At 65.9% G+C, this 26709-nt stretch carries 26 protein-coding genes, 1 tRNA gene and 2 riboswitches; of the genes, 19 read left to right on the forward strand and 8 right to left on the reverse strand.

From position 1 onward, the window contains the following. Positions 1 to 86: 86 nt before the first annotated feature. From QTI04_RS04785 to QTI04_RS04795, 3 genes are all read left to right on the forward strand, one after another. Positions 87 to 1205, forward strand: coding sequence for a 5-methyltetrahydropteroyltriglutamate--homocysteine S-methyltransferase (locus tag QTI04_RS04785; protein WP_286614371.1), 1119 nt, complete (start codon positions 87 to 89; stop codon positions 1203 to 1205). Between the two features lie 185 nt (positions 1206 to 1390). Further along, positions 1391 to 2059, forward strand: a complete 669-nt coding sequence (locus QTI04_RS04790; protein ID WP_286614372.1) for a glutathione S-transferase family protein — start codon at positions 1391 to 1393, stop codon at positions 2057 to 2059. Further along, on the forward strand, positions 2056 to 3435 hold the full coding sequence (locus QTI04_RS04795) for a phospholipase D-like domain-containing protein (RefSeq protein ID WP_286614373.1): 1380 nt from the start codon (positions 2056 to 2058) through the stop codon (positions 3433 to 3435). The genes QTI04_RS04790 and QTI04_RS04795 overlap by 4 nt, the downstream gene beginning before the upstream one ends. Here the strand turns inward: QTI04_RS04795 and QTI04_RS04800 are convergent. The 3 genes from QTI04_RS04800 to QTI04_RS04810 are packed head-to-tail and all read right to left on the reverse strand — an operon-like array spanning position 3426 to position 6184. Next, positions 3426 to 4346 (reverse strand): complex I NDUFA9 subunit family protein, encoded by a 921-nt coding sequence (locus QTI04_RS04800; protein ID WP_286614374.1) that lies wholly within the window; start codon positions 4344 to 4346, stop codon positions 3426 to 3428. The genes QTI04_RS04795 and QTI04_RS04800 overlap by 10 nt on opposite strands. Further along, the gene (locus QTI04_RS04805) at positions 4343 to 5413 is read right to left on the reverse strand and encodes an ROK family protein (protein ID WP_286614375.1); all 1071 of its coding nucleotides are present in this window, start codon (positions 5411 to 5413) and stop codon (positions 4343 to 4345) included. The genes QTI04_RS04800 and QTI04_RS04805 overlap by 4 nt, the downstream gene beginning before the upstream one ends. Before the next feature lie 21 nt (positions 5414 to 5434). Then, on the reverse strand, positions 5435 to 6184 hold the full coding sequence (locus tag QTI04_RS04810) for an alpha/beta fold hydrolase (protein ID WP_286614376.1): 750 nt from the start codon (positions 6182 to 6184) through the stop codon (positions 5435 to 5437). 145 nt (positions 6185 to 6329) lie between these two features. Between QTI04_RS04810 and QTI04_RS04815 the strand changes: the two genes are divergently transcribed. From QTI04_RS04815 to QTI04_RS04870, 12 genes are all read left to right on the forward strand, one after another. After that, positions 6330 to 7868, forward strand: coding sequence for a glycine betaine ABC transporter substrate-binding protein (locus QTI04_RS04815; protein ID WP_286597632.1), 1539 nt, complete (start codon positions 6330 to 6332; stop codon positions 7866 to 7868). 91 nt (positions 7869 to 7959) lie between these two features. Beyond that, complete coding sequence (locus QTI04_RS04820; RefSeq protein WP_286614377.1) at positions 7960 to 8811, forward strand: alpha/beta fold hydrolase; 852 nt, start codon at positions 7960 to 7962, stop codon at positions 8809 to 8811. Between the two features lie 35 nt (positions 8812 to 8846). Continuing rightward, on the forward strand, positions 8847 to 9866 hold the full coding sequence (denD, locus tag QTI04_RS04825) for a D-erythronate dehydrogenase (protein WP_286597630.1): 1020 nt from the start codon (positions 8847 to 8849) through the stop codon (positions 9864 to 9866). Positions 9867 to 9905: 39 nt separating this feature from the next. Next, positions 9906 to 10874: a TRAP transporter substrate-binding protein gene (locus QTI04_RS04830; protein ID WP_286597629.1), complete on the forward strand. Its 969-nt coding sequence runs from the start codon at positions 9906 to 9908 to the stop codon at positions 10872 to 10874. A 94-nt stretch (positions 10875 to 10968) separates the two neighbouring features. After that, the gene (locus QTI04_RS04835) at positions 10969 to 11481 is read left to right on the forward strand and encodes a TRAP transporter small permease (RefSeq protein WP_286597628.1); all 513 of its coding nucleotides are present in this window, start codon (positions 10969 to 10971) and stop codon (positions 11479 to 11481) included. After that, positions 11478 to 12770, forward strand: coding sequence for a TRAP transporter large permease (locus QTI04_RS04840; RefSeq protein WP_286597627.1), 1293 nt, complete (start codon positions 11478 to 11480; stop codon positions 12768 to 12770). The genes QTI04_RS04835 and QTI04_RS04840 overlap by 4 nt, the downstream gene beginning before the upstream one ends. A gap of 68 nt (positions 12771 to 12838) precedes the next feature. Further along, positions 12839 to 12938: riboswitch (glycine riboswitch) on the forward strand. Positions 12939 to 12951: 13 nt separating this feature from the next. Then, positions 12952 to 13065: riboswitch (glycine riboswitch) on the forward strand. Between the two features lie 46 nt (positions 13066 to 13111). Then, complete coding sequence (gene gcvT, locus QTI04_RS04845) at positions 13112 to 14275, forward strand: glycine cleavage system aminomethyltransferase GcvT (protein ID WP_286614378.1); 1164 nt, start codon at positions 13112 to 13114, stop codon at positions 14273 to 14275. A gap of 37 nt (positions 14276 to 14312) precedes the next feature. Beyond that, complete coding sequence (gene gcvH, locus QTI04_RS04850) at positions 14313 to 14690, forward strand: glycine cleavage system protein GcvH (RefSeq protein WP_286614379.1); 378 nt, start codon at positions 14313 to 14315, stop codon at positions 14688 to 14690. A gap of 37 nt (positions 14691 to 14727) precedes the next feature. Continuing rightward, the gene (gcvP, locus tag QTI04_RS04855) at positions 14728 to 17637 is read left to right on the forward strand and encodes an aminomethyl-transferring glycine dehydrogenase (RefSeq protein WP_286614380.1); all 2910 of its coding nucleotides are present in this window, start codon (positions 14728 to 14730) and stop codon (positions 17635 to 17637) included. Between the two features lie 139 nt (positions 17638 to 17776). Then, positions 17777 to 18199: a YciI family protein gene (locus tag QTI04_RS04860; protein WP_286614381.1), complete on the forward strand. Its 423-nt coding sequence runs from the start codon at positions 17777 to 17779 to the stop codon at positions 18197 to 18199. A gap of 26 nt (positions 18200 to 18225) precedes the next feature. After that, positions 18226 to 18669 (forward strand): YciI family protein, encoded by a 444-nt coding sequence (locus tag QTI04_RS04865; RefSeq protein WP_286614382.1) that lies wholly within the window; start codon positions 18226 to 18228, stop codon positions 18667 to 18669. A 27-nt stretch (positions 18670 to 18696) separates the two neighbouring features. Further along, positions 18697 to 19995 (forward strand): RNA polymerase sigma factor, encoded by a 1299-nt coding sequence (locus tag QTI04_RS04870; RefSeq protein ID WP_286614383.1) that lies wholly within the window; start codon positions 18697 to 18699, stop codon positions 19993 to 19995. Positions 19996 to 20007: 12 nt separating this feature from the next. On the opposite strand, the gene QTI04_RS04875 is transcribed toward QTI04_RS04870, so the two are convergent. After that, entirely contained in the window at positions 20008 to 20889 is an 882-nt protein-coding gene (locus QTI04_RS04875; protein WP_286597619.1) for a DUF3014 domain-containing protein, read from the reverse strand. Between the two features lie 98 nt (positions 20890 to 20987). Between QTI04_RS04875 and QTI04_RS04880 the strand changes: the two genes are divergently transcribed. The 4 genes from QTI04_RS04880 to QTI04_RS04895 all read left to right on the forward strand — a co-directional run bounded on the left by QTI04_RS04880 (position 20988) and on the right by QTI04_RS04895 (position 23959). Continuing rightward, positions 20988 to 21617, forward strand: a complete 630-nt coding sequence (locus QTI04_RS04880) for a flavin reductase family protein (protein WP_286614384.1) — start codon at positions 20988 to 20990, stop codon at positions 21615 to 21617. Positions 21618 to 21798: 181 nt separating this feature from the next. Beyond that, entirely contained in the window at positions 21799 to 22086 is a 288-nt protein-coding gene (locus QTI04_RS04885; protein ID WP_286597617.1) for a hypothetical protein, read from the forward strand. 130 nt (positions 22087 to 22216) lie between these two features. Next, the gene (locus QTI04_RS04890) at positions 22217 to 23668 is read left to right on the forward strand and encodes an NAD(P)/FAD-dependent oxidoreductase (protein WP_286597615.1); all 1452 of its coding nucleotides are present in this window, start codon (positions 22217 to 22219) and stop codon (positions 23666 to 23668) included. Between the two features lie 129 nt (positions 23669 to 23797). Further along, positions 23798 to 23959 carry a hypothetical protein gene (locus tag QTI04_RS04895; RefSeq protein ID WP_286597614.1) on the forward strand — a complete coding sequence of 54 codons (162 nt, stop codon included), beginning with the start codon at positions 23798 to 23800 and terminating at the stop codon, positions 23957 to 23959. A gap of 7 nt (positions 23960 to 23966) precedes the next feature. Here the strand turns inward: QTI04_RS04895 and QTI04_RS04900 are convergent, their stop codons facing one another. The 4 genes from QTI04_RS04900 to selD all read right to left on the reverse strand — a co-directional run bounded on the left by QTI04_RS04900 (position 23967) and on the right by selD (position 26661). Next, a complete protein-coding gene (locus QTI04_RS04900; RefSeq protein WP_286614385.1) occupies positions 23967 to 24797 on the reverse strand; it encodes a plasmid replication/partition related protein in 831 nt (276 codons plus the stop codon). A 120-nt stretch (positions 24798 to 24917) separates the two neighbouring features. Continuing rightward, positions 24918 to 24993, reverse strand: a tRNA-Gly gene (locus QTI04_RS04905). An 83-nt stretch (positions 24994 to 25076) separates the two neighbouring features. After that, a complete protein-coding gene (locus QTI04_RS04910; RefSeq protein WP_286614386.1) occupies positions 25077 to 25577 on the reverse strand; it encodes an ABC transporter ATP-binding protein in 501 nt (166 codons plus the stop codon). A 28-nt stretch (positions 25578 to 25605) separates the two neighbouring features. After that, positions 25606 to 26661: a selenide, water dikinase SelD gene (gene selD / locus QTI04_RS04915; protein WP_286614460.1), complete on the reverse strand. Its 1056-nt coding sequence runs from the start codon at positions 26659 to 26661 to the stop codon at positions 25606 to 25608. Between the last annotated feature and the right edge of the window lie 48 nt (positions 26662 to 26709).

Here is a 26709-nt window from a genome sequence, read left to right on the forward strand (position 1 = left end):
AAACACCAGTCTCACTGTATCCACAACAGGTATGCCCTGAGCGGATACGATCGACCGTTCTTTTCCAGATTCGACGGAGCCACCCCATGTCCCAGCACGCCTCCCTGCCTGCCCGCTACGACCACGTCGGCAGTTTTCTGCGTCCCAAGTACCTGCTTGAAGCCCGCGAGCAAAAAGCCAAGGGCGAGATCACGCCCGAACAGCTTCGCAAGGTCGAAGACAAGGCCATCACCGAGATCGTCAAGTTTCAAGAAGACGTCGGCCTGAAGAGCATCACCGACGGCGAATTCCGCCGCACCTACTTCCACATCGACTTCCTCGAACAACTCGGCGGCGTGAAGACCGACATCCCGGTCACCATCCGCAAGCCCGACGGCACCGAAGAGCTGGCGCCGCCCGTGATGCGCGTGATCGATAAGGTGCGCCACGCCAAGAACATCCAACTGGCCGACTTCCAGTACCTCAAGAGCCAGGTGTCGGCCGGCAACACGCCCAAGGTCACCATCCCCTCGCCCACGATGCTGCACTTCCGCGGCGGCCGCGCCGGCATCAGCAAGGAGGCCTACCCCGAACTCGACCCGACCTTCTACGACGACGTCGCCAACGCCTACGGCGACGAGCTTCGCTCGCTGGCCGCCGCCGGCTGCACCTACGTGCAGATGGACGACACCAACCTCGCCTACCTCTGCGACGAGCGGATGCGCGAAGCCGCCCGCCAGCGCGGCGACGACCCCAACGAACTGCCGCACCGCTACGCCGCCTTCATCAACAAGGTGGTCGCGCAGAAGCCCGCCGGCATGACGCTCGCGATGCACCTGTGCCGCGGCAATTTCAAGAGCACTCACGCGGCGGCCGGCAACTACGAGCCCGTGGCCGAAGCGCTGCTCAAGGAGATGGATCTCGACGCCTACTTCCTCGAATACGACGACGCCCGCTCCGGCGACTTCCGCCCCCTGCGCTTCCTGCCCAAGGGCAAGACGGTGGTGCTGGGCCTGGTGACCACCAAGTTCGGCGAGATGGAAGACAAGGACGAGCTCAAGAGCCGCATCGAGGCCGCCGCCAAGTACGTGTCGCTCGACCAGCTCGCGCTGTCGCCGCAATGCGGCTTCTCGAGCACGGTGCATGGCAACAACATCGCCGTCGAGGCGCAGCGCGCCAAGCTGCGCCTTGTGGTGGAAGTCGCACAAGAAGTCTGGGGGGGGTGAAGCTCGCCCCCAGGCTTCGCGCACTTCGTGTCGCTTCGCCATCCCCCTACCGGGGGCAACACCGGCGGCCCGGCAAAGCCGGTTCCGCGGTGTTTCGCGAAGGGACCCGCGGGAAGGGGCCCGCGCGAAGGAGCCTGGTTCGTTGGACGGTTTGTATTCGCGTTCCGTTGAAGTAGGCTCCGGGGATGAAGCTCTTCACCGGTCCCCTCAGCATGTTTGGCGCCAAGGCGCAGATCGCATTGCTCGAAAAAGGGCTCGCGTTCGAATGCGTCATGGTGCCCTTCGATCGCGACGACAACTACGAGCCCAAGCACCCTGAGGTTCTGCGCGTCAACCCGAAGCGGCAGGTGCCGGTGCTGATCGACGGCGACGTCGAGTTGTTCGACTCGACGCAGATCTTCGAGTACCTCGAAGACCTCGCGCCCACTCCCCCGCTCTGGCCCGCCGGGGCTGCGGCGCGGGCACGGGCCCGGCAGTTGGAACTCAAGTCGGATGAGGTCTATTTCCCGCACGTGGTGAAGCTCTTCGGACTTCAGCACGACATGCAAAGCCCCGCCGCAGTCGCAGCCTGCGGCGCCTGCGCGCGCTTTCATGAAGTCCTGGATCGGCTGCTGGCCGACCGCGACTATCTCGCGGGCGCCTATTCCTATGCCGATATCGCCTTCTACATGGCACACGTGTTCGCGGACCGCAAGGGCGCGGGCATGACCGAGGGCACCCCGCGGCTGGTCGCATGGCGCGATCGCGTCGGCGCACGGGATGCCGTGCGCGAAGTGATTGGCGCGATGATGGGTTTCCTTGCCTCGGCAGGCCGCCCTGTACCTGCCTTCCTGCAGCAGCACCTCCGCACGTGAACCGGCTCGACGACCTGCTCGACTGGCTGCCATCGCCGTCGCAGCATTTGCTGGTCGTCACCTTCGCTCTGCTGGTCTACGTGTTGAGCACGCGCGCACGGCGCGAGCAACGCGCGCCCACCACGGCCATCGCATGGGTCATGGGCCTCGTGCTGGTGCCGTACGTCATCCTCCCGATGTACCTGATGTTCGGCCAGCGCAAGCTGCGGCCGACCGGCTCGCCGCGCCCGCCAAGATCCGCGCCGGCGGGGCACTGGGCGGCCGACCTGATCGAAAGCTTCGGCCTCGCCCCGCCGGGGCGTTGCACTCCCCGCTGTCATTCCGATGGCGGCGCTGCGCGTGATGCGCTGTTCGAGGTGATCGAGGGTGCACGCCGCCGCATCGACGTGTGCACCTTCATCATCGGCGACGACGCGCTCGGGCACGAGGTGATCAACCGCTTGTCGCGCCGCGCACGCGAAGGCGTCAAGGTGCGGGTGCTGCTCGACGGCTTTGGCGCGCTCTCGCTGCCGCGCTCGCATTTCGATTCGTTGCGCGAAGCCGGAGCCGAAGTCGCCGTGTTCCGGCCCATCTTCAGCCTGCGCCGCACCGGCCCGCGCAACCTTCGCAACCACCGCAAGCTCACGATCGCGGACGACGAATGGCTCTGGTCCGGAGGCCGCAATCTCGCGGGCGAATACTTCACCGGCAACGACGACCACCCTGTCCCGTGGCGTGACCTGTCCTTCGACCTCCGGGGCAGCGTGGCGGCCGCGGCGGCGCGGCAGTTCGACCATGACTGGTCGTCGGTGCGCAAGCGCAAGCCGCGCGCCATCGCGGCCGACGACAGCCCGTCCAGCGACGGCCTCGCCCAATTTCTGCCCAGCGGCCCCGACCAGACCGAGGACACCGCGCATGCGTTGCTGATCGACGCCTGCTTCCGTGCCGAGCACCGTCTGCTCGCGATCACGCCCTACTTCGTACCGGGCGACGGCCTGCGCGATGCATTGCGGCTCGCCGCACGGCGCGGCGTGCAGGTCACGATCGCGATGCCAGCCGAGTCGAACCATCGGCTGGCCGACTTCGTGCGTGCCCGGGCCATGCGCGATCTCGCGCGCGCCGGCGTCATCTTTCGCATGCTGCCCTTCATGGCGCATGCGAAGGCGGTGGTGGTGGACGACAACCTGGCCCTGTGCGGCTCCATCAATCTCGACATGCGCAGCCTGCTGCTGAACCACGAAGCGGCCGTGGTGTTCTACGGCCCCGGCGAGGTCGAGTGGTTCGCCCAGTGGATCGAGACCGCCGCCTCCGCCGGCGAGACCTATCGCGCACGCAGGCCGGGGCTGGTGCGCGATGTGGCCGAGGGGCTGCTGCTCACGATTGCGTTTCAGCTCTGAGTGGACGCCCGGCCGGCACCGAGGTATTTCGGTGCGACCGTGTCGAGCGATGCAGCGCGAATGCCCAGATCCTCCAGCGACGGGAGCTTGCCGCTGGCCACGTTCGGCGTCTTCATGGACTGCAGGTTGTCGCGTGACATCAGCGGCTCGCCCGGCAAGCGTTCCATCACGGCCGCCTGCAGTGTTCCCACAGCAGGCGGGAGCGCAATCACGGGTCGTTCATGGCCCGACCACCGACCGGCCAGCTTGACAAGCTCCCTCAGCGTGAAAACCTCCGGCCCCGCGCACTCGAAGGTCTGGCCGGCGGTCACCGGTCGCTCGAGGCAGACGAGGATCGCGCGGGCGACGTCTTCGACCCACACGGGCTGGAAACGGGCATCCGCGGACGCCAGTGGGAGCATTGGCGCGAACGTCAACAGGCGCGCAAACAAGTTCGTGAAGCGATCGTGCTGGCCGTAGATCACGGAGGGCCGAAGGATGGTCACATCGAGACCCGCGCTTCGCAGCACCGCCTCGCCTTCTGCCTTGGACCGCAGATACCGGCTCGGCTGTGCGCTGTCGACACCGAGCGCGCTGACATGCACGATCCGCCGGACGCCTTTCGAACGGCAGGCACCGACCAGCGTTCGGGGCAAGGCGACGTGCGTTCGGACGAACTCGGCCTCGCTCCCGTGCAGGATCGCAATGAGATTGACCACGGCGTCATGGCCTTCGACCAGGCCTGCGAGTTGCGTCGGGTCGTGGACGTCTGCACTCACGACCCTGGCCGACGGCGGCAACTCCCGTTGCCTTGCTTGCGTGGGCCGACGGCTAGGCACGGTGATCTCAGTTGCGCCGTCCGAGCCAGCGATCAGCGCACACAGGCTGCGCCCCACGAAGCCCGTTCCTCCAAGGACCAGTAGCTTGTTCATCCGGTTTCCGCCCGCTTGTTGGCATAGCTCGCATTCCCGAGCCCCGTGCCGATGGTCAGCACCGCCCAGCGCTTCACATCTTTCATGAAGGGCAGCTCGCTCAAGCCCTGCACGACCGCGTCGTTGTGCATCAAGGCCATCGTGGGCGCGCCGTGGATGGTCGGAATCCGCTTGCAAAGTTCGCTGGGCAGGTGGAAGTTGCTTCCTTCCCAGTCGCCAGGCAAGTTCTGAGCGCCGCGCGAGATCGAGCCGTCCTTGGCGATCAGCCCCGGGCAAGCGATGCCGATGTACGGCGCGAGCCGGATGCCCTTTTTCTTGCAGTAGCGGATCTGTGTTTCGAGCATGTCGGCCAGGCGGTCGATCAGCGCCTTGCGGTTGGGCTTGTCATCCTTGTGTCGCCACTTTTCGCGCCGCAGCACCTTGGCCCGGGACATGTCCTTGGCGCGCTTCATCCGCATCTTGACGATGCCGCAGCGCACATTGGTGCCGCCGATGTCGAGCGCGAGGATCGCGTCGTGGTGAGCGAGCAGTGGCGGCGGCACGAGGTGAACCCAGCCCAGCAGCCCGGCGTCGTCGGTCTCATGGCCGATGCGGGCGAGTTGCACCGACAACTTCATGTCCTGCAAGATCGCCGCTGCCTGCAGGATGGCGCGCTCGCCAACGTCGCTCTCCGGAAAGCCGCCTCCGATCACGATGCGCTCGACGCCCTTCCACGACGGGTGCCGCATGAATCGCTCGATCACCGAGGCGAGTTCCTCGGCGAATTCCTCGACCGCGGCGTGCACCACGTCGCCCGCTTCAGAGGCTTTCTTCGCGCCAAGCGCCTCGTCCAGCGTCTGCTTGCTGAGGTCCTTGGAGTGGCGGCCACCGAGCGGATCCTTGCCCTTGCGCCGGCGCTTCTGGCGCCAGCGCTCCAGTAGCGCCCTGAACGCGGTCTGGCTGGCCTGGTCTCCGATGAAGCCGTCCTTGCCCCGCAACTGAAGGCTGTACCCCTCGACGACGACGGAAGGCAGTTCACGTGCGCCGTGCACGTCGGGGAGCGGATGCGATTCTTTCTTGGATGCCATTGCGTCTTTCATGAAGGCCGTTCAGTCGCCGGTGGTCTCCAGGATCAGGCGTGCAGTTTCCTCCGGCGCATCCCAATGCGGGAAGTGGCCGCAGCGCTCGAACCAGTGCAGGCGCGCATCCGGAAAAAGCTGCTGCGCGCGCGACGCCTGCCGCGGAAAACACACCCGGTCCAGTCGCCCCCAGCCGATCACCAGCGGCTTGGTCATGCTGCCGATGGCCAGCCCTTCCTGCGGCGCTCCGCGCACCAGGTCGCGAAGCATCAGGCTGAAGGATTCCGCCGAAGCGTAGCTGCGCATCTCCTCCAACACCAGCGCCGGCGATAGCCGTGCCGCCTGTGCGGAGAATTGCGCCAGCAGCAGCTTGCGCGACCATTCGTGACCGGTGATGGAAGGCATCGCGAACTGCAGGCTCCGCACCAGCCGCCGCGAGAAGCAGATCGAACTCTGGTAGATATAGCGCTCCCAGCCGCCCCAGAAGCCGCCCGGTCCGAGCGATACGACCGAGCCGAGCACGCCGCCGCGCCTTGCCAGTTCAAGCACGAGGCGGGCGCCCAGCGAACTGCCGACCGCGTCAGTCCCGACCAGGTCGTGTTCCGACAGGAACTGTGCGACCGCGTTGGACAAGGTCCGCACGGACACCTCTCCCGCCAACGGCGGGCTCTTGCCGAAGCCCGGCAGGTCGATCGCCACCACGGCGCGCTCGGCTGCCAGCGGATTCAGGATGGTCTGCCACGAGCGCCAGCTGCTGCCAAGTCCATGTACGAGCAACAAGGGCTTCCCTTCACCGCGTCGGACATAGTTGATCAGCACGCGTTCAGTTTGCGTTCAGATAGTGCGCTGCAGCATCAGCCTGCCGCACGATCCGCTGTAGGAGAACGAGCCTGTCAGCCCCTGGCAGCGCCGATACACTGGGTCGATGCATTCGTTGCGCCGACCGTGGCTCACCGCCCTGGCTTGCCTGGGCCTGCTCTGCGCGGCCGTGTTCTCGTACGTCTCGCACGGGCAGGAACAGGGCCTGCGCATCGGGTCGAAGCGTTTCACCGAGTCCTACATCCTGGCGGAGGTCATGGCGCAGACGGCTTCGCCCCAATCGCCCACGCCGCCGACGGTCCGCCAGGGGCTGGGCAACACCGCGATCGTCTACGAAGCCCTGCGCTCCGGCGGCATCGACCTCTATGCCGAGTACACCGGCACGATCGCGCTGGAGATCCTCAAGGGCTCCCAGTCGATGACGCGCGAGGCCATGAACGCGGCCCTCGCACCGCTGGGGCTGGGCGTCGCGATTCCGCTCGGCTTCAACGACGGCTATGCACTCGCGATGCGCGCAGCCGATGCAGACCGGCTCGGCGTGCGCAGCCTGAGCGACCTGGCGAACCATCCCGAACTGAAGCTCGGCCTGTCGAACGAGTTCATCGGTCGTGCGGACGGCTGGCAGGGTCTCGCCGCGCGCTACGGATTCCGGCAGACGCCGACCGGGCTGGACCATGGCCTCGCCTACGACGCGATCGCCGCGAAGCAGATCGATGTGATCGACATCTACACCACCGACGCCAAGATCGACCATCTCGGCCTGCGCGTGCTCCAGGACGACCGCAGCTATTTCCCGCGCTACGACGCCGTGGTGCTGTACCGGCTCGACGTGCCCACGCGCTGGCCGAAGGCTTGGGCGGCGCTGCAGAAGCTCGAAGGCCGCATCGACGAACGCGCCATGATCGCGATGAACGCGCGCGCCGAACTGCAGGGCGTGGCCTTCGATGTGATCGCCCGCGACTTCCTGGCCCAGCAAGGGCAGGCCGGCGTGCACGCCGGCTCATCGGGCGCGGCTGCGCGCGGCTTCGTCGCCAAGCTGCTTGGCCCCGACCTGGGCCGGCTGGCGCGACAGCACCTGACGCTCGTCGCGGTATCGGTCGGGGTCGCCGTCCTCATCGCGGTGCCGGTTGGAATCCTGGTGTTTCCGCACCTGCGCCTGCGCGCGGTGGTGCTCGGACTCACGGGCCTTCTGCAGACTATTCCGTCGCTCGCGTTGCTCGCGGTGCTGATCTCCCTGATGGGGGCGATCGGCACGCTGCCTGCGCTGGTCGCGCTCACGCTCTATGCGCTGCTGCCGATCATGCGCAACACGGTCACCGGGCTGGCCGAGGTTCCGGCGGGGTTGCGGCAGGCGGGCACGGCGCTTGGCATGACCGGCGCCCAGAGCCTGCGGGTGGTGATGCTGCCGCTGGCGCTGCCCACCCTGCTGGCCGGCGTGCGAACCGCAACGACCATCGCCATCGGCACCGCGACCATCGCGGCCTTCATCGGCGCAGGCGGTTTCGGTGAACGCATCGTGACCGGGCTTGCGCTCAACGACCGCGAGCTGCTGCTCGCGGGGGCCGTCCCGGCCGCCGTGCTGGCCCTGTTGAGCGAGGCGCTGTTCGAAACCATCGAATTCGTGATGCGGCGTCGCCGGGGCTGAAGACGGCGCATCACCCGATTGCGACGGCAAGCGAGCCGGACTAGTCTCGTGAATCGCTGCTGCGCCGACGCGCGGCCCGGAGGAGTCGACGATGAATCGATGCGAACTGCCCACGCGCCTGCCGCTGGCGGATGGGGCGGAACTGCACTACACCGAGCATGGACGCGGATCACCGCTCATCCTGTTGCACGGCAGCTTGGGCGATTGTCATTCTTGGACGCCACAGATGCAGACCTTTGCGGCACGTTTCCGCGTCATCGCCTACAGCCGGCGATTCAGCAGCCCGAGCAGAAGCCCCGGCGCGCATGCCGGCTACACACCGCAACTCGACGTGGACGACCTCGCGGCACTTCAAGGGCACGTTCGCTGCGGACCTGCCCATCTGGTCGGCACCTCCTACGGCGCCTTGATTGCATTGATGTTTGCGCTCCAGCATCCCGAACAGGTGCTGAGCCTCGTCTTGAACGAACCGCCTTTGCACCCATGGGCGTGTCGCACGCCCGAGGGGAGCGCGCTGTTCGAAGCATTCATGGCGGATGTCTGGCGCCCCGCCGCCCTGGCCTTCGACCGGAACGACGAGCGCACGGCGTTGCGCCTGCTGGTCGATGGCATCTGGGGCGAGCCGCTGTTCGACAGATTGCCGCCCGAGCGAATGCATGTCGTGACGCGCAACGCGGGCGCGATGAAGGCGCTGACACGGTCGACGGAGCCGTTTCCCGATCTGTCGCGTTCGGAAGTGGCGGCCTTGGAGATGCCTGTTCTGCTCTTGAACGGCGACCGGGCCACCGATCTTCATCGAAGAGTAGTCGATGAATTGGCACTGGTGCTGCCCCGCTCGCGGCGCGAAGTCATCGCGGGCGCGGGACATGGTGCGCCTTCCGAGAATCCCGTCGGCTTCAATCGGGTGGTGTTCTGGACCTTACTGCGCAGTGGACGAACATAGACTTGCCCATTCCAGGGACACAAGGACACCTCGCAATGAACATCGTCATCACCGGCGGTGCCGGCTTCGTCGGCGCACGCCTCGCCCGCACCCTGCTCGCTCGTCGGCAACTCTCCCTGGCCGGCGCAGCGCCTGCGCCCATCGACACCATCACCCTCGTCGACCGCGTTCCACCGCCGAACGATCTGGCCCGCGACCCGCGCGTGAGCGCCGTGGTGGGCGATCTCAATGCGCTGCTCGCCAAGGCACCCGAGAGCGCCGTCCCCCCGAATGCCTCGCTCGTCTTCCACCTCGCCGCTGCGGTCAGTGGCGAATGCGAGGCCGACTTCGACCTCGGCATGCGCAGCAACTTCGCCGCGACCAACGCACTGCTCGAAACCTGCCGAAAGCTCGGTACGGCGCCGACGCTGGTGTTCTCGAGTTCGCTCGCCGTGTTCGGCAACTCGCCTGAGCAACCCTTGCCCGAGGTGATCACCGACAACACGCTGCCCACCCCGCAGACCAGCTACGGCATCCAGAAATTCATCGCCGAGCAACTCGTTGCCGACTACACGCGCAAGGGCTTCATCAATGGCCGCAGCGTGCGGCTCATGACGGTGAGCGTGCGTCCGGGCCGACCCAACGGCGCCGCCTCGGGCTTCTTCAGCGGAATGATCCGCGAGCCGCTCGCGGGCGTTCGCGCCGTCTGCCCGGTGGCGGACGAAACGCCGGTGGCGATCTCGTCGCCGACGCGCACCATCGAAGGGCTGGTCCGTGCCGCCGAGGCGAGCGACGCGCAATGGGGTCCGCGCACCGCGGTCAACCTGCCCTCGCTCTCCACCACCGTCGGCGAGATGGCCGCGGCGCTCGCTCGCGTCGCCGGCGCGGCCGCCACCGATCTGCTCGACCGCACGCCCGACCCGGCGATCCGCCGCATCGTGAAGAGCTGGCCGGGGCGCTTCGAAACGGTGCGTGCCCGTGCGCTGGGCCTGGGTTCGGATGCAAGCTTCGAGGACGTGATACGCGAATACGTCCGTGAAAATCCCGACGAGGTCAAGCTCCCTCTTCAGGCATAGTCGGTCGGGCATCCTTCCCGCAACCTCCCCGGAGACAACATGAAACTCGGCACCCTCGCCGCCTGCCTTTCGCTCGCCCTTGGCACCAGCGCCTTCGCACAGACCACCACGCTCAAGATCGGCTACGCCACGACGAAGGAATCGCACTACGGCGTCGGCTCCACGGTGTTCTGCGACGAGGTCGAGAAAGGCACGCAAGGCCGCTACAAGTGCCAGCATTTCCCCAACTCCGCACTGGGCGGCGAGCGCGAGCAGATCGAGGCCGTGCAACTCGGCACGCAGGACCTCGTCAACACGTCCACGGGCCCGGTCGGCAACTTCGTGCCCGAAGTCAAGATCGTCGACATCCCCTTCCTGTTCCGCGACTACGACCACGCGCGCAAGGTGATGGACGGCCCGATCGGCCAGGACATCCTCGCCAAGTTCCCGAGCAAGGGCATCATCGCGCTGGCCTGGACCGAGAACGGCTTCCGCCACATGACGAACAGCAAGCGCGACATCGTCAAGCCCTCCGACGCCGCCGGCCTGAAGATGCGCACCATGGAGAACAAGGTGCACATGGATGGCTACCGCACCTTCGGCATCCTGCCCACGCCGATGGCCTTCCCCGAGCTGTTCGGTGCCCTGCAGCAAGGCACGGTGGACGGCCAGGAGAACCCCATCCCCGTGATCCTGTCCTCCAAATTCGCACAGGTGCAGAACCACCTGTCATTGACGGGCCATGTCTATTCGCCGGCACTGCTGCTGCTGTCCCCCAAAGTCTGGAACAAGCTGTCGGACGCCGACAAGAAAGTGTTCGTCGAAGCCGCGAAGAAGGCCGGCGCCGCACAACGCAAGAAGGTCAACGAAGACGAGAACAACGGCATCGCCCAGCTCGAGAAGGACGGCATGAAGGTGACCCGCAAGGTCGACGGCGCCGCGTTCCGTGAAGCGCTGAAGCCCGCTTACGCGGGCTACGCCAAGGAATTCGGCGCCGACAACATCAAGAAGATCTCGGACGTCCAGTAAGCGCGGAAACGCGCCCCTTACGGCACCGCCGCCCGGTGAGCCAGCCATGGCACCGGGCGGTTCTCATTGCACAGATCCCACAACAACAGTCGTCGTGAAAACCTTCGAACACTATTTCCTGGCCGCGAACCGGTGGGCGCTGATCCTGCTGCTCGCCGCGATGTCGGTCATCATCTTCATCAACGTGGCGATGCGCTACCTCACGAGCAACTCGCTCGAATGGGCCGAGGAGGTCGCGCGCCACATGATGATCTGGCTCACCTTCCTCGGCGCCGGGCCGGTGCTGCGCTACGGCGGGCACATCGCGGTCGAGAACCTGCAGGACGCACTGCCGCCCAAGGCCGCCATCGCGATGCGTGCGGTGGTCGCGGCGCTGCTCTTCGCCTTCTTCGGCTTCATGGTCTGGTACGGCTGGCTCTACATGGAGCGCACGATGTTCCAGTTGACGGCCGTGACGCAGATTCCCTTCGCCTATATCTACAGCGCCATGATGTTCGGCGGCCTGCTGCTGATCGTGCACTGGCTCCTGATCGTGCGTGGCTACGTGCTGCGACGCGAATTCGCATCCGACGCGCACTTCGATGCGGCCGCGAGCGCCTCGCTATGAACGCCAGCCTCGTCCTCATCCTCTCGGTGTGCGTGTTCCTCGCGATCGGCGTGCCGGTCGCTTTCGCACTGGGCCTCGCCACGGCCGCGACGCTGATCCTCGCCGAGTCCTACCCGCTGATGGTGCTGCTGAAGGAAACCTTCACCGGCATCGACAGCTTTCCGCTGATGGCGGTGCCCTTCTTCATCCTTGCCGCTGAGCTCATGAGTGGCGGTTCGCTGACGGAGGTGCTGCTGCGCTTCGCCGGCCAGTTCGTCGGCCACCGGCGCGGCGGGTTGGGCTACACCAACGTGGTGTCGCTGACTTTCTTCTCGGGCATCTCGGGATCGGCGCTGGCCGACGCGGCGGGGCCGGGCTCCATGCTCATCAAGATGATGGACAAGGCCGGCTACGACCGCTCATACGCCGCCGCGCTGACTGCCTCGACCGCCATTGTCGGGCCCATCATCCCGCCCTCGATCATCATGATCATCTACGCGCTGCAGGACGACAATGTGTCAGTCGGCAGCCTGTTCGTGGCGGGCCTCATTCCAGGCCTGCTGATCGCGGTGGCGATGTGCGCGGTCAACTTCCACGTGTCGAAGAAGCGCAACTACAAGGGCGACGGCGGCATGCCGCCCTGGAACGAAGTGCTGCTGACGACGTGGAAGGCGATCCCCGCGATCCTGCTGCCGGTAGTGATCCTCGGCGGGATGCGGGCCGGGTGGTTCACGCCGACCGAGGCATCGGTGGTGGCGGTGTTCTATGCGTTGGTGTGCGGCAAGTTCGTCTACCGCACGCTCGAGTGGAAAGCGCTGCCCGACATCCTCTCGCGTTCCGCCTTGCTCTCGGCATCCGTGCTCATCATCATCGGCTTGTCGGCTTCGTTCGCATGGATCCTGACCATCGAGAACGTGCCGCAGACGCTGGCCGAGTGGCTGGCGGGCATGAACCTGTCGCCGTGGATGTTCCTGATCATCGTGAACGTCTTCCTGCTGCTCTTCGGCATCTTCATCGAGCCGCTGCCGGGCGTGATGGTGCTGGCGCCGATCCTTGCGCCGGTGGCGGTCAAGCTGGGCATCGATCCGATCCACTTCGCGATGATCGTGATCTACAACCTCACGCTCGGCATGATCACACCGCCGGTGGGTGGGCTGCTCTTCGTCACCTGCAACGTCTCGCGCGTGCCGATGTCGCAACTGGTGCGCGAACTGGTGCCCTTCCTGTGGGCGCACGGCGCGGTACTGCTGGTGCTCACCTTCATGCCGGCGCTCAGCACATGGCTGCCGCGGCTGTGGGGCTTCAAGTAGCGCCCGGTCACCACGGTGTCATGCTGATGCACTGAAATCGCAGACCGACCCGGCGCCGATCCACTACACTCGCCGGGTCAGGAGAGAGCCCCGCGACAGCGGTGCCGCCGAAGGCGCAGGTCCCCTCGAAACAAGGGCCCGAACGCTCAGGCAAAAGGACTGACGAGGCGCCCTGCACGGGCGTTTCCTTGCTGGAGAGAGACGGCCCATCACCACGTCGGAGGGGCTGTCCACCGAAGGAGCAAACCCCGATCGTGGGGCGAATCTCTCAGGTAAAGCGGACAGCAGGGGTGGCCCATGGCTCCGGTCATGGATCTGGACTGCCCCTTTTGGAGAGTGCCTTGGCCTCCGCATCGACCGACGATCTTCTGAAGACCCCGCTTCACGCCCTGCACGTTGAGCTCGGCGCCCGCATGGTTCCCTTCGCGGGCTATTCGATGCCGGTGCAATACCCCGCCGGCCTGATGGCCGAGCACAAGCACACGCGCGAGGCCGCGGGCCTGTTCGACATTTCCCACATGGGCCAGCTGCGCCTCGTCGGCCCGGATGCCGCGGCAGCTTTCGAGACCCTCATGCCGGTCGACGTGATCGGCCTGGCGCCGGGCAAGCAGCGCTATGGCCTGCTGCTCAACGACGAGGGCGGCATCCTCGACGACCTGATGTTCTTCAACGAGGGCCACGATTCGCTCTTCGTGATCGTGAACGGCGCCTGCAAGCAGACCGACATCGCGCACATCACGGCGAAGATCGGCAAGCGCTGCCAGGTCTTGCCGATGCCCGACCATGCGTTGCTGGCACTTCAGGGGCCGCAAGCCGCGGCCACGCTCGCGCGCCTGTCGCCCGGCGTGGAGCGCTTCGTCTTCATGACGGGCGGCGCCGTTCAGATCGGCGGCCTGCCGGCCTTCGTCGCGCGCAGCGGCTACACGGGCGAGGACGGCTTCGAGATCTCGGTCGCCGCCAAGGACGCCGAGGCGCTGGCTCGCCTGCTCCTTGCTCAGCCCGAGGTCAAGCCCATCGGCCTGGGCGCGCGCAATTCGCTGCGGCTCGAAGCCGGGCTCTGCCTCTACGGCAACGACATCGATGAAACCACCACGCCCGTCGAGGCGTCGCTCGGCTGGGCGATGCAGAAGGTTCGGCGCACCGGCGGCGAGCGCGAAGGCGGATTTCCCGGCGCGGTCCGGATCCTGGCGCAACTCACGGCTGCCAGCGGCACGGCGGGCCATCTCGACCACGACACGCTGAAGCGCAAGCGCGTCGGCCTGGTCGCACTGGAGCGCGTTCCGGTGCGCGATGGCACGCTCCTTGAGTCGTTCGAAGGCCTGGCCATCGGTCATGTGACCAGCGGCTTGCTCGGCCCCACGGTCGACCGGCCGGTCGCGATGGGCTACGTGGCACTGGCCTACGCGGAGCCGGGCACGCGCATCCAGGCCATCGTGCGCGGCAAGCCCGTGCCGATGGAAGTGAGCACCATGCCTTTTGTCCCTGCGCACTATTTCCGCGGTTGATTCCCACCGACATTCTTTTATCCAAGGAGCTTCCTTCATGACCATCAAGTACACCAAGGACCACGAGTGGGTTCAGCAAGACGCAGACACCACGCTCGTGACCGTCGGCATCACGGTGCATGCACAAGACGCACTGGGCGACGTGGTGTTCGTCGACCTGCCGGAAGTCGGCAAGACTTTCAACCAGGGCGATGTGGCGGGCGTGGTCGAGTCGGTCAAGGCCGCGGCCGACGTGTTCATGCCGGTCTCGGGCGAGATCACCGAAGTCAACGAGGCGCTGCGCGCCGATCCCTCGCTCGCCAACAGCGCCCCGATGGATGCAGGCTGGTTCTTCAAGGTGCGCATCAGCGATGCGATCCAGCTCGAAGCGCTGCTGGACGAGACGGCGTACGAGAAATTTTCTGCCGACAACTGATCCCTGACCGACCCCACTTCCGCCAACCACCACCTCCATGTCGACGCCCGTCCTGCCCACCCTCCCCACGCTCAGCGAACTCGAAAACGCCGAGGAATTCATCGCGCGCCACATCGGCATCGAAGCGGAAGACGAGGCGCGCATGCTGACCGCCATCGGCTCGACGACGCGCGCCGAGTTGATCGATGGCATCGTGCCGCCGGCCATCCGCCGCAGCCGGCCGATGCGACTCCCGGCGCCGACGACGGAGGCCGACGCGCTCGTCGAGCTCAAGGGCATCGCGGCCAAGAACAAGGTGGCCCGGAGTTTCATCGGGCAGGGCTACTACGGTACGCACACGCCGGGCGTGATCCTGCGCAACGTGCTCGAGAACCCCGCCTGGTACACGGCCTACACGCCCTACCAGGCCGAGATCTCGCAGGGCCGCATGGAGGCATTGGTCAACTTCCAGACCATGGTCTGCGATTTGACGGGCATGGCGATCGCCAATGCGTCGATGCTCGACGAGGCCACGGCTGCCGCTGAGGCGATGACGCTGGCCAAGCGCAGCGTCAAGAGCAAGAGCAACGTCTTCCTGGTGTCGGGGGACTGCCACCCGCAGACCATCGAGGTGATCAAGACGCGCGCCGCGCCGCTGGGCATCGAGGTCAAGGTCAGCACCGTCTCCGAAACCTTGCCGCACCTGATGGCGAGCAGTGAGTTCTTCGGCGTGCTGGCGCAGTACCCGGCCACGACCGGGCACGTGCACGACCTGCGCCCGCTCGCAGGGCACGCGCACCAGTTCGGCGCTGCGTTCTGCGTCGCGGCCGATCTGCTGGCACTCACGCTGTTGGCGCCTCCAGGCGAATGGGACGCGGACATCGTCTGCGGCACCACGCAGCGCTTCGGCATGCCGATGTGCAACGGGGGCCCGCACGCGGCCTACCTGGCGTGCCGCGACGAGTACAAGCGCTCGCTGCCCGGACGCATCGTCGGCGTCAGCGTGGACACGCATGGCGCGCCCGCCTACCGCCTCGCACTGCAGACACGCGAGCAGCACATCCGCCGCGAGAAGGCCACGTCCAACATCTGCACGGCGCAGGTGCTGCCGGCCGTGGTCGCGAGCATGTACGCGGTCTATCACGGGCCGCAGGGACTTCGCCGCATCGCGCAGCGCGTCGCCGGGCTGACGGCGGTGCTCGCGCAGGGCCTGGAGCAAATGGGCCGCGAGCTGGTGAACGCCACCGCATTCGACTCCATCACCGTCAAGACCGGCGACGACACAGCCAAGATCCTGGAACGCGCCGAGGCCGCCAGCGTCAACCTGCGCCAGCGCGTGCAGAACCACCTGGGCATTTCGCTCGACGAGACCACGACGCGCGCCGACATCGAGACGCTGTGGGCGCTGTTCGTGCCGACGGGCAAGCCGATGCCGCGCTTCGAGGACCTGACCCACCGCATCACGCCGCGCATTCCCGAGGACCTGCGCCGCACGACCGATTTCCTTACGCACCCGGTGTTCAACACCCACAAGAGTGAAACCGCGATGCTGCGCTACATCCGCAGCCTGAGCGACAAGGACCTCGCGCTCGACCGCAGCATGATTCCGCTGGGCAGTTGCACGATGAAGCTCAACGCGACGAGCGAGATGATCCCGATCACCTGGCCCGAGTTCGCGAACATCCATCCCTTCGCGCCGGCCGAGCAACTGCAAGGCTATGCCCAGCTCGACAAGCAGCTGCGCGCCTGGCTCTGCGAGGCGACCGGCTATGCCGGCATCAGCCTCCAGCCCAACGCGGGCTCGCAGGGCGAGTACGCGGGCCTGCTGGCGATCAAGGCCTTCCACGAGGCCAAGGGCGAAGGCCATCGCAATGTGTGCCTGATCCCGTCCTCGGCGCATGGCACCAATCCGGCCAGCGCGCAGATGGTGGGCATGCAGGTGGTGGTGACGGCCTGCGACGCCGACGGCAACGTCGACATCGACGACCTCAAGCGCGCCTGCGGCACGCATGGCGACAAGCTCGCGGCGATGATGATCACCTACCCCAGCACGCACGGCGTGTTCGAGACCCGCGTGAAGGAACTCTGCGAGATCGTGCATGCGCACGGCGGCCGGGTGTACGTGGACGGCGCCAACATGAACGCACTGGTCGGCGTGGCCGCACCCGGCGAATTCGGGGGCGACGTGAGCCACCTGAACCTCCACAAGACCTTCTGCATCCCGCACGGCGGCGGCGGCCCGGGTGTCGGGCCGGTGTGCGTCGTCGAGGATCTCGTGCCCTACCTGCCCGGACACGCGACCGGCGGAATCGCATCGCACGGCGTGGGTGCCGTGTCGGCCGCCCCCTTGGGCAACGCGGCCGTGCTGCCGATCAGCTGGATGTACTGCCGCATGATGGGCGCGACGGGTTTGAAGGCCGCGACCGAGATCGCCATCCTCAGTGCCAACTACATCAGCTCGCGCCTGAAGGACCATTACCCCACGCTGTACGCGAGCCCGAACGGCCACGTCGCGCACGAGTGCATTCTCGACCTGCGCCCCCTCAAGGACGCCAGCGGCGTGACCGCCGAGGACGTCGCCAAGCGTCTGATCGACTATGGCTTCCACGCGCCGACGCTGAGCTTCCCGGTGCCCGGCACGCTCATGGTCGAGCCGACCGAGAGCGAGCCGCTGGCCGAACTCGACCGCTTCATCGACGCCATGATCGCGATCCGTGGCGAGATCCGTCGCGTCGAGGAAGGTGTCTGGCCGAAGGACGACAACCCGCTCAAGAACGCGCCCCACACCGCGGCCAGCCTGCTCGGCAGCGAGTGGGCCCGCCCCTACTCGCGAGAACTCGGGGCCTTTCCGCTCGCCACGCTCAAGCAGGCCAAGTACTGGCCGCCGATCGGGCGAGTCGACAACGTCTACGGTGACCGCAACCTGTTCTGCAGTTGCGTGCCGGTGGGCGACTACGCCAAGGCCTGAGCCTTCGTTAACATTCTTTTACAACGCCGCTGCCCAAGCCGTCGATTTCGCCGTCCTTGCTCCGACGTTGAAGTAGAGCCCCGGAAAGGCCCCGGTCCTGCCGACCGGATTCCGGGCTCCCAACCCAAGGAGCAACGACATGCGATTCATGGTGATAGTCAAGGCCAGCAAGGACTCCGAAGCCGGCGTCATGCCCACCGAGGCCATGCTGACCGCGATGGGCAAGTACAACGAAGAGCTGGTCAAGGCCGGCGTCATGCTGGCGGGCGAAGGCCTGCAGGCCAGCTCGAAGGGCGCGCGGGTGCGCTTTTCAGGCAAGCAGCGGACGGTGATCGACGGACCTTTCAGCGAGACCAAGGAGCTGATCGCCGGCTTCTGGCTCTGGCAGGTCCGCTCGAAGGAAGAAGCCATCGAATGGCTCAAGCGCGCGCCTTTCGAGGACGGCGACGAACTCGAGCTGCGTCAGGTCTTCGAGATGGAAGACTTCGGCGCCGAACTCACGCCGGAACTCCGGGAACAGGAAAAGCGACTTGCAGCCGAAATTGCCGCCAAGAAGTCCTGATTGCACGACCCCAAGGAGATCCGACCATGAAATTCATGATCATTCGCAAGGCCGACAAGGACACTGAAGCCGGCATGATGCCCACCGAGCAGCTCGTGACCGACATGATGAAGTACAACGAAGAGATGATCAAAGCAGGTGTCATGTTCGACGGCATGGGCCTGCAGCCCAGCGTGAAGGGTGCGCGCGTCAAGTTCAACGGCGGCAAGCCGACGATCACCGACGGCCCCTTCGCCGAGGCCAAGGAACTGATCGCGGGCTTCACGCTGATCCAGGTGAAGTCGCGGGAAGAAGCCCTCGAATGGGTCAAGCGCTGGCCGCCCATCGACGGCCACGGCAACGTCGAGCTGGAACTGCGCCAGATCTACGAGGCCGAGGATTTCGGCGCCGAGTTCACACCCGAGATCCGCAAGCAGGAAGAGCTGCTGCGCGACAACGCGGCCGGGCGCGAAGCCGGCTCGCGGCGCTGAGGAACGAGGCGCAATAGGCGGTTCGTCGTGCCGGAAGCAGACACACACCGCGTCATCAACGCCGTCTGGCGCATCGAATCCGCGAAGATCATCGGTGCGGTGGCGCGGATGGTGCGTGACGTCGGCGTGGCGGAAGAACTGGCGCAGGACGCGCTGGTCGCCGCGCTGGAACAATGGCCGCGCGATGGCATTCCGGACAACCCCGGTGCCTGGCTTACCACCGCCGCGAAGCACCGGGCCATCGATCTGCTTCGCAAGAGAACGCTGCACGCCAGCAAGGAAGAAGAAGTCGGCCGCGAACTGGATGCCCGGCACGCCATGGCCGCAGCGGACTTGGCCGAAGCGGTGGACGCCGCGCTCGACGACGAGGTGGGTGACGACATCCTCCGCCTCGTGTTCACGGCCTGCCACCCTGTGCTCTCGCCCGAAGGCCGGGTCGCATTGACCTTGCGCCTGCTCGGAGGGCTGACCACCGACGAGATCGCGCGCTCCTTCCTTGTCCCCGAACCGACGATCGCGCAGCGCATCGTGCGCGCCAAGCGAACGCTGGCCGCCGCGCGCGTGCCCTTCGAGGCGCCGCGCGCGAACGAACTGGCCGCGCGCCTCGCGTCGGTGCTCGAAGTCATCTACCTGGTGTTCAACGAGGGCTATTCGGCCACCGCCGGTGACGACTGGATGCGCCCCGCACTCTGCGAGGAAGCGCTGCGGCTCGGCCGCATCCTCGCCGAGCTCGTGCCTGACGAGCCGGAGGTCCACGGACTGGTCGCTCTGATGGAGATCCAGGCTTCGCGCGCCGCGGCACGCGTGGATGCCAACGGAGACCCGATCCTGCTGCTCGACCAGAACCGCGGGCGATGGAACCAGCTCCTGATCCGGCGTGGCCTCGGCGCGCTGGAACGTGCCGAAAAGCTCGGTGGCGCGTTGGGGCCCTATGCGCTGCAGGCCGCCATCGCCGCATGTCACGCACGCGCCCGCACTGCTGCGGAGACCGATTGGCAGCGCATCGCCGCGCTCTATGAAGCACTCGCGCAGCTCGCACCCTCCCCGATCGTGGAACTGAATCGCGCGGTCGCGCTGTCGATGGCATTCGGGCCCGCGGTGGGCCTCGAACTCGTCGATGCGCTGAGATCAGAACCGCAACTGACGGGCTACCACCTGCTGCCCAGTGTTCGCGGCGACCTGCTCGCCAAGCTGGGCCGCAAGGGCGAGGCCTACGTGGAGTTCAAGCGCGCCGCGGAACTCACGCGCAATGCGCGCGAGCGCAAGCTGCTGCTCATGCGCGCGCTTGCGTGCTCGGGCAGCGCGGCCCCGCCGGGCGCCGATTGAGCGGCGTTTACGCTATTTCTTCGCCACCGCGCCCGTCGCCACCTGGCGGCGGAACTCGGCCAGTTTGGCCTTCATGCGGCGCTCGTTGACCGGCCCCATGCGCACCAGGATCTTCTGGCCGGCCGATAGTGATTCGAGTTCCGGGTCCACGAATTCGTAGCGCACCCAGGGGCGCTCCGACTGCATCTCGCCTTTCACCTCCGTGATCTTCACCTGCACCGGCCCCGCGGGGACGGGAGTCTGCAGCAGATGGTCGATGACCGCCACCAGACGGTCGTTGAAGTAGCGCCCCGGATAGCCGAGTTCCTCGTATGCCTGCTGGAACAGCGGATAGAGCTTGGCGTAGAGCGCCACCGCACGGGAGGTGTCCACCGACTCCGCGAAAAGCACGAAGGGGGTGTAGCGGCTGCTGTTGTCGACGCTGATCGTCTTCTCCACGCCGCTGCCCTGCACGGCGAAGCGTTGCGGCGCGGGATGCGTTGGCCACATGCGCGAGGTCGCCTGTGCGCGCGGCAAGTTGTCGACAGTGGCAACCACGCGGCGCACGAAGCCATCGACCTGGAGGTTGGAAACGACCGCCTTCTTGCCGAGCAATTCATTGAGCGCGGCGGTGACGCGGCCATCGGCGTCGTTCAGCGCGGGCAATGCGGCGTCGGGCTCGGCCAATGCATCGACCGGATTCTGCGGGCCTTGCGCCACGGGAGCGGGCGGTGCATCGGCCGGCGCGGGTTGGGGCGCGGTCGCAGCGGGTGACTCCGGCGGCGGCGTCGCCTTCTGCAGCGACCAGCGCCACCAGGCAAATGCGGCCGCGAGAATCACCACGACGACGATCACCAGGGTCCACACCGAAGATTCGCGTGCTGGCCTGAATTCTGCTGAGTCCCGTTCGGGCATGGTGGAATCGTCCTTATGTGCGGGCGGAGTCGCCCGGTCCATTTGAAACCACGACAGCGCTTCGTGCCGTAACGCCCTGTGACCGCCCTGGAACCCCTATGAACATCGACTTCGCGACCCTGACCGAGTACCAGCGCTACAAGCTCATGGCGAGTTTGATCGTGCCCCGGCCGATCGCGCTCGTCACCACGCTCGGGCCCGACGGCATCGTCAACGCCGCGCCCTTCAGCATGTTCAACATGCTCGGCGAGGAACCGCCGATCGTGATGATCAGCGTCAACCGCCTGCAGGATGGCGTGCTCAAGGATACGGCCGCCAACATCGTGCGGACCGGCGAATTCGTCGTGCACCTCGCCGACGAGGACATCGCGGAGCAAATGCACCGCTGCGGCGACCGCCATCCACCGCACGTGAGCGAACTCGACATCGTCGGCTTCACCGCATTGCCCAGCAGCGCGGTAACCCCCCCCCGCATCGCCGAGGCGCCCGTCGCATTCGAGTGCACGCTATGGGAAACGCTTGAAACCGAGAGCCGGCAGATCTTCATCGGGCAGGTGCGCTGGATGCATGCACGCGACGAACTCATCGACACCGAAACCTGGCGCGTCCGGCTGCAACACTACTTTCCGGTCGGCCGATTCGGGGCGAGCTTCTACGTGAAAACGCGCGAACGCTACTCTTTGGCGGCCCAGGGCGAGACCCGAAGCACGTCGATCGACGAGATATGAAATCCGCCCACTCGTTGCGCCCACGCGACTGATTGCGGCAACTGGCGAATCTACTGCGTTGCGCTTCGCACGGTGATCGGCCGTGCGGTCTATCCCTAAGGTAGGCGCTGCCTTACAAGCACCGCACCCCAATTGAAGTTAAAACTCGGATCTATCAGCGGCAACCCCGATGGAGGATCTGATGTTCAGCTTTTTCCAGCCCAATCGAAACGGCCATTTGCGACGCGTCATGACGCTGCTCGAGGAGGCCCATCTGGCGCGCATCGAGCACCAGGCGGCCGCGGAGCACCATGGCGCCTTGGCTCGCATGTACGCCGAGCGTGCCAAGCGGCTCGAGCGCGAGGTCTACGGATCGTCGCACCTTCCCTTGGGGGAAAGCGCAGCGCCCTCCCACAAGACCTCGGATGAAAAGCCTGTCGTCTACGCGCTGGACGCCAATCGCAGGCTAGAAGGGCAAGCCAAGGGCTGAACCGCTCCCGGTGCCCTGCCGCCGGCGCATCATCATTCCGGGGGAGGAGCACCCCGCGACACTCCAGCCAGAATCCAGGATTGCGCGCCGCGCCAGAGTTCTCGCGCGCGCGTGCGGAGATCCCGAACAGATGGTTGATGAATTCGTCGATGTACTGATCGTGGGGGCAGGCCTCTCCGGCATCGGCGCGGCTTCCCACTTGCAGCGGCTGTGCCCTGGCCGGAGCGTCGCCATCCTGGAGGCGCGCCAGTCGCTAGGCGGCACCTGGGATCTATTTCGCTATCCCGGCATCCGGTCCGACTCGGACATGTACACGCTGGGGTATTCGTTCCGGCCATGGACGGGAACGAAATCCATCGCCGACGGGCCCTCCATCCTCCAGTACCTGCGCGACACGGCGCGTGAGCAGGGCATCGAAAGGTTGATCCGCTTCGGGCATCGCGTGCGGCGCGCGACGTGGTCATCCGACGAGGCGCAATGGACCGTGGACTTCGAGCGCGATCAGGGCGACGCCGCCTCCATCCACTGCAACTTCCTGTTGGCGTGCAGCGGCTACTACGACTACGCCGAAGGCTACTCCCCGGCGTTTCCAGGCCGCGAACGCTTCACCGGCCGCATCGTGCATCCGCAGCAATGGACCGACGACATCGACTATGCGGACAAGCGCGTCGTCGTGATCGGCAGCGGCGCCACGGCCGTCACGCTGGTCCCCGAAATGGCAAAGCAGGCGGCGCACGTGACGATGCTGCAGCGTTCGCCCAGCTATGTGCTCACCATCCCGTCGGTCGACCGGATGGCCGGATGGCTGCTGCGTCACTTGGGCCCCTCTTCCGCGCACGGCATCACCCGCTGGCGGAACCTGTTGCTGGGCATGGGAGTCTTCACCCTCTGCCGGCGCAAGCCCAAGTTCGCGCGGGACACGATGCTCAAGCTGGTCCGTCGGCAGGTCGGGCCGGACTTCGACGTCGACACCCATTTCTCGCCCAAGTACAACCCTTGGGAACAACGCTTGTGCTTCGTGCCCGACGGCGACCTGTTCAAAGCCATCCGCGAGAAGCGCGTCAGCGTGGTGACCGACCGGATCGAGTCTTTCACCGAGACCGGCCTGAAACTCGCGAGCGGTGCGGAATTGCCGGCGGATCTCGTGGTCACCGCGACCGGCCTGAGGCTGAAGCTGATCGGCGGCGTCGAACTCTGCGTGGACGGCCGGCCTCTCCAGTCTTCCGAACTCGTCAACTACAAGGGCATCATGTTCAGGGGCGTGCCCAACTTCGCGTCGATCTTCGGCTACACGAACGCGTCATGGACGCTGAAGGCCGATCTCGCCAGCCTCTTCGTCTGCCGTCTGCTCAACCACATGCAACAGGCCGGCGCACGCCGATGCGTGCCGCACGCGGGCGACGACCTCATGCCGCTGCGGCCATGGGTTGATTTTTCTTCGGGCTACTTCCAGCGCGCGATGGACCAGTTGCCCAAGCAGGGCCTGAAGAAGCCCTGGAAGCTGAACCAGAACTACCTCGCCGACCTGATGACCTTGCGGTACGGCGCGGTGAACGATGGGGTGATGCGCTTCTCGGGATGAGACCGCCGACGACCCGAAAAAAGGAACAATTTCACGGCTGGCGCGGATAGCAACACATGCTATTTGGCCGATTCCCAAACGGGGTTGGGCGCTTCAAAGTTCAAGGTGTCAAAGGTCCGGGAGATCGTCATGGATTCTGAGATTTTCACGATGGTTGCGCTGGCGCTACTGGTCGCAGGCGGTTGGCTGATCGACGTGCTCCATCAACGAGGTACCTCGCGCTTTCACCGCGACATGTCCGACCAGCTCAAGAAGTCGGCCGACACGATCCGAGGCGCACCTCTGCCCTGATGTCTCCCTACTGCAACTGCAATTCGGCGAGTTGCCTGCGCAGCGCCTCGTTCTCCACCGTCAGTTCGGCCACGCGTTGACGCAGTGCGCGCAGTTCATCGGACTCGGCAGGGCCTTCGGGTGATGCCGACGCAACGGACCGATCGCGATCGTCGCGGTCCTCCCGAGGCTTCCGCTTCGATTCGCGAACCCGCTTGGCGGCCTGCTTCAGTTCATCCTTGCCGGCATTCGCTGCCGCGATCTGCTCTTCGGCCGGCAAGGTCGCCACGGCCGCTGCCGCATTGAGCGAAATCGTTCCGGACTTGACCGCAGCGACCAATTCGGGCGCGGCCTGCTTCTGGATTTTCTCGATCATCACCACCTGGCTGCTGCTCAGGCGCGCCGCCCTGGCGATGGCCTCACGGCTGTTGAACGCAGCATCCGCAGGCGAGTCGGCAACGGCTTGAGCAGGTGCGGCATCCGCCGGCGCATCGGCGGTGGTTGCCGGGTCGGGCGCAGTGGCCGCGCGCGTGCGGCGTTCGGCGACGATCTCTCTCTTGCGCAATGCCAGCACGCCACGCTGGAAGTCCGAAATGCTGCGGCGTCCCAGGTGCTGATCGATCATCCACAGGTGAACGTCCTCCATCGAACGGAACCGCGGGTTCTGCACCGTCTGAAACGGCAGCCCGTGCTTCTGGCAGATGCGATAGCGGTTGTGGCCATCGACGAGCACGTCACCCCACAGCACGAGAGCATCGCGGCAACCCTCAGCCAGGATGCTGCGTTCGAGCGCCTCATCTTCCTCCGCGGTGAGCGGATCGATATAGGCTTTGAGTTCTTCGTTGACGACGATGTCCATGGGCATTTGACTGGAGGTTTGTCGCCCTGGAGATCTGCGCGAGGAACCCGCGCGACGCACCGGCAGAAGAGTTGCCGGGACGGATGCCCTGTGACGGCGATGGATCCGCAAGGGCGAAACTGGAGCGGGAAAAGAGTCTCGAACTCTCGACCTCAACCTTGGCAAGGTTGCGCTCTACCAACTGAGCTATTCCCGCATTTTTCGAGCTTCGAATTATAGAGGCTTGCGAGGCCCTCTTCGGCCGAGCCCGAAAGATTTCTCGATCATCGACGCGAAGGATCAGAACCGGCGGGTGTACATGAACATGAGACCGGCCGTTCCAAGCATGCCAACCTCCAGCGCATCCTTCGGTGTGAGGCGATAGCCGACTGCGGGAATGATGGCGAGGCCCCAACCGTCGTGGTTGATCGGTATCTTGTCCTCGTACGGCTCCTTGTACCCATAGAGAATGCCGCCAGAAAGCTTGGCGTAGAGGCCCGAATATCCGAACAGGTCTTCCCATCGGTACCCGTAGTACGCGTAGGCGGAAGCCTGGCCGAAAGAATTCTGGAACGCCGAGAAACCCCAGAGAGTCCCGTCCGACAGGCCACGCTCCACCCCCAGGAGATAAACGTTCTTGTGCTTTTCGTCCCGGCTCCAGTGCACGGCGAAGGGACCAACGAGGAGTTCCCAGTAGCCCTTGTCGGATAGATCCTGCGACTGGCTCTGCTCGGCGAAGGTCGGCAGGGATGGCAGGGTCATCGCGACACTGGCCAGCAAGACGCGTATGCGACGTTTCATCAGCGTTCCTCCCATTCGTACTCCGCGCTTATGTGTCGAACTCTATGCCCGGCGGCGCCCGGGTGTCCAGCGCATGAAGGGTTCCGATGCGCGACGCCTGTTCGAAGCCGGCGGCAACGAAGGCCGCAAGCACGGCATCCACGGCTTCGGCTCGGCAACTCACGAGCAGCCCGCCACTGGTCTGCGGATCGGCAACCAATGCACGTTGCCATGGCTCGGCATGCGATGGCCAGGCAACCTGCGAACCGTAGCCGTTCCAGTTGCGAGCGGAGGCGCCGGTCACGATGCCGTCCTTCGCGAAGGCGACCGCGGCATCGATGGTCGGCAATGCGTCGAGGTGCACGCGCGCGCGCAACTTCCCCCCCCGACAGATTTCGAGCAGGTGGCCAGCGAGGCCGAAGCCGGTGACGTCGGTCATCGCATGCACGCCGTCGAGCACCGCGAGTTCGATGCCCACGCGATTGAGTTGCGTCGTATGGCGCAGCATCTGCGCGTACCCCGCCTCGTCGAGCAACCCCTTCTTGAGCGCCGCCGACAGGATGCCCACGCCCAAAGGCTTGCCGAGCACCAGCACGTCGCCCGGCCGTGCGTCCGCATTGCGCCGCACGCGATCGGGATGGATCAACCCCAACCCCACCAGTCCATAGATCGGCTCGAGCACATCGATGCTGTGACCGCCCGCGATGGGGATGCCGGCTTCGCGGCAAATGCTGGCCCCGCCTTCCAGCACACGGCCGATCACCTCGGGCGGCAGCTTGTCGATGGGCATGCCGACGAGCGCCAGCGCCATGATCGGCGTGCCGCCCATGGCGTAGATGTCCGACAGCGCATTCGTCGCGGCAATGCGACCGAAGTCGAACGGATCGTCCACGATGGGCGTGAAGAAATCGGTGGTCGCGACCAGGGCCTGTGTGTCATTGAGGCGGTAGACGGCCGCGTCATCGCTGGTCTCGATGCCAACCAACAACTCGGGCGGCACGATGCCCTGCGGGGCGCGTGCCAGAATCTCCGCCAGAAGGCCCGGCGCAATCTTGCAGCCGCAACCCCCTCCGTGTGAAAACTGTGTGAGAGCTATCTGTTCCATGATGATGAAGACAGCGAAGCCACCGGGATGGATCGGCATTGTGCCAGC

Origin of the sequence: Variovorax sp. J22R115 (assembly GCF_030317005.1) — a bacterium.
Lineage (GTDB): Bacteria > Pseudomonadota > Gammaproteobacteria > Burkholderiales > Burkholderiaceae_C > Variovorax.

What these genes read in the sequence shown, in the direction of transcription:
- QTI04_RS04880 (WP_286614384.1), top strand. Translation starts at nt 20,988, where the DNA reads ATGAACATCGACTTCGCGACCCTGACCGAGTACCAGCGCTACAAGCTC.
- QTI04_RS04860 (WP_286614381.1), top strand. Translation starts at nt 17,777, where the DNA reads ATGCGATTCATGGTGATAGTCAAGGCCAGCAAGGACTCCGAAGCCGGC.
- QTI04_RS04830 (WP_286597629.1), top strand. Translation starts at nt 9,906, where the DNA reads ATGAAACTCGGCACCCTCGCCGCCTGCCTTTCGCTCGCCCTTGGCACC.
- QTI04_RS04815 (WP_286597632.1), top strand. Translation starts at nt 6,330, where the DNA reads ATGCATTCGTTGCGCCGACCGTGGCTCACCGCCCTGGCTTGCCTGGGC.
- QTI04_RS04900 (WP_286614385.1), bottom strand. Translation starts at nt 24,797, where the DNA reads ATGGACATCGTCGTCAACGAAGAACTCAAAGCCTATATCGATCCGCTC.
- QTI04_RS04885 (WP_286597617.1), top strand. Translation starts at nt 21,799, where the DNA reads ATGTTCAGCTTTTTCCAGCCCAATCGAAACGGCCATTTGCGACGCGTC.
- QTI04_RS04790 (WP_286614372.1), top strand. Translation starts at nt 1,391, where the DNA reads ATGAAGCTCTTCACCGGTCCCCTCAGCATGTTTGGCGCCAAGGCGCAG.
- QTI04_RS04840 (WP_286597627.1), top strand. Translation starts at nt 11,478, where the DNA reads ATGAACGCCAGCCTCGTCCTCATCCTCTCGGTGTGCGTGTTCCTCGCG.
- QTI04_RS04820 (WP_286614377.1), top strand. Translation starts at nt 7,960, where the DNA reads ATGAATCGATGCGAACTGCCCACGCGCCTGCCGCTGGCGGATGGGGCG.
- QTI04_RS04785 (WP_286614371.1), top strand. Translation starts at nt 87, where the DNA reads ATGTCCCAGCACGCCTCCCTGCCTGCCCGCTACGACCACGTCGGCAGT.
- QTI04_RS04890 (WP_286597615.1), top strand. Translation starts at nt 22,217, where the DNA reads ATGGTTGATGAATTCGTCGATGTACTGATCGTGGGGGCAGGCCTCTCC.
- QTI04_RS04895 (WP_286597614.1), top strand. Translation starts at nt 23,798, where the DNA reads ATGGATTCTGAGATTTTCACGATGGTTGCGCTGGCGCTACTGGTCGCA.
- QTI04_RS04865 (WP_286614382.1), top strand. Translation starts at nt 18,226, where the DNA reads ATGAAATTCATGATCATTCGCAAGGCCGACAAGGACACTGAAGCCGGC.
- denD (WP_286597630.1), top strand. Translation starts at nt 8,847, where the DNA reads ATGAACATCGTCATCACCGGCGGTGCCGGCTTCGTCGGCGCACGCCTC.
- QTI04_RS04875 (WP_286597619.1), bottom strand. Translation starts at nt 20,889, where the DNA reads ATGCCCGAACGGGACTCAGCAGAATTCAGGCCAGCACGCGAATCTTCG.
- selD (WP_286614460.1), bottom strand. Translation starts at nt 26,661, where the DNA reads ATGGAACAGATAGCTCTCACACAGTTTTCACACGGAGGGGGTTGCGGC.
- QTI04_RS04805 (WP_286614375.1), bottom strand. Translation starts at nt 5,413, where the DNA reads ATGGCATCCAAGAAAGAATCGCATCCGCTCCCCGACGTGCACGGCGCA.
- gcvH (WP_286614379.1), top strand. Translation starts at nt 14,313, where the DNA reads ATGACCATCAAGTACACCAAGGACCACGAGTGGGTTCAGCAAGACGCA.
- QTI04_RS04800 (WP_286614374.1), bottom strand. Translation starts at nt 4,346, where the DNA reads ATGAACAAGCTACTGGTCCTTGGAGGAACGGGCTTCGTGGGGCGCAGC.
- QTI04_RS04910 (WP_286614386.1), bottom strand. Translation starts at nt 25,577, where the DNA reads ATGAAACGTCGCATACGCGTCTTGCTGGCCAGTGTCGCGATGACCCTG.
- gcvP (WP_286614380.1), top strand. Translation starts at nt 14,728, where the DNA reads ATGTCGACGCCCGTCCTGCCCACCCTCCCCACGCTCAGCGAACTCGAA.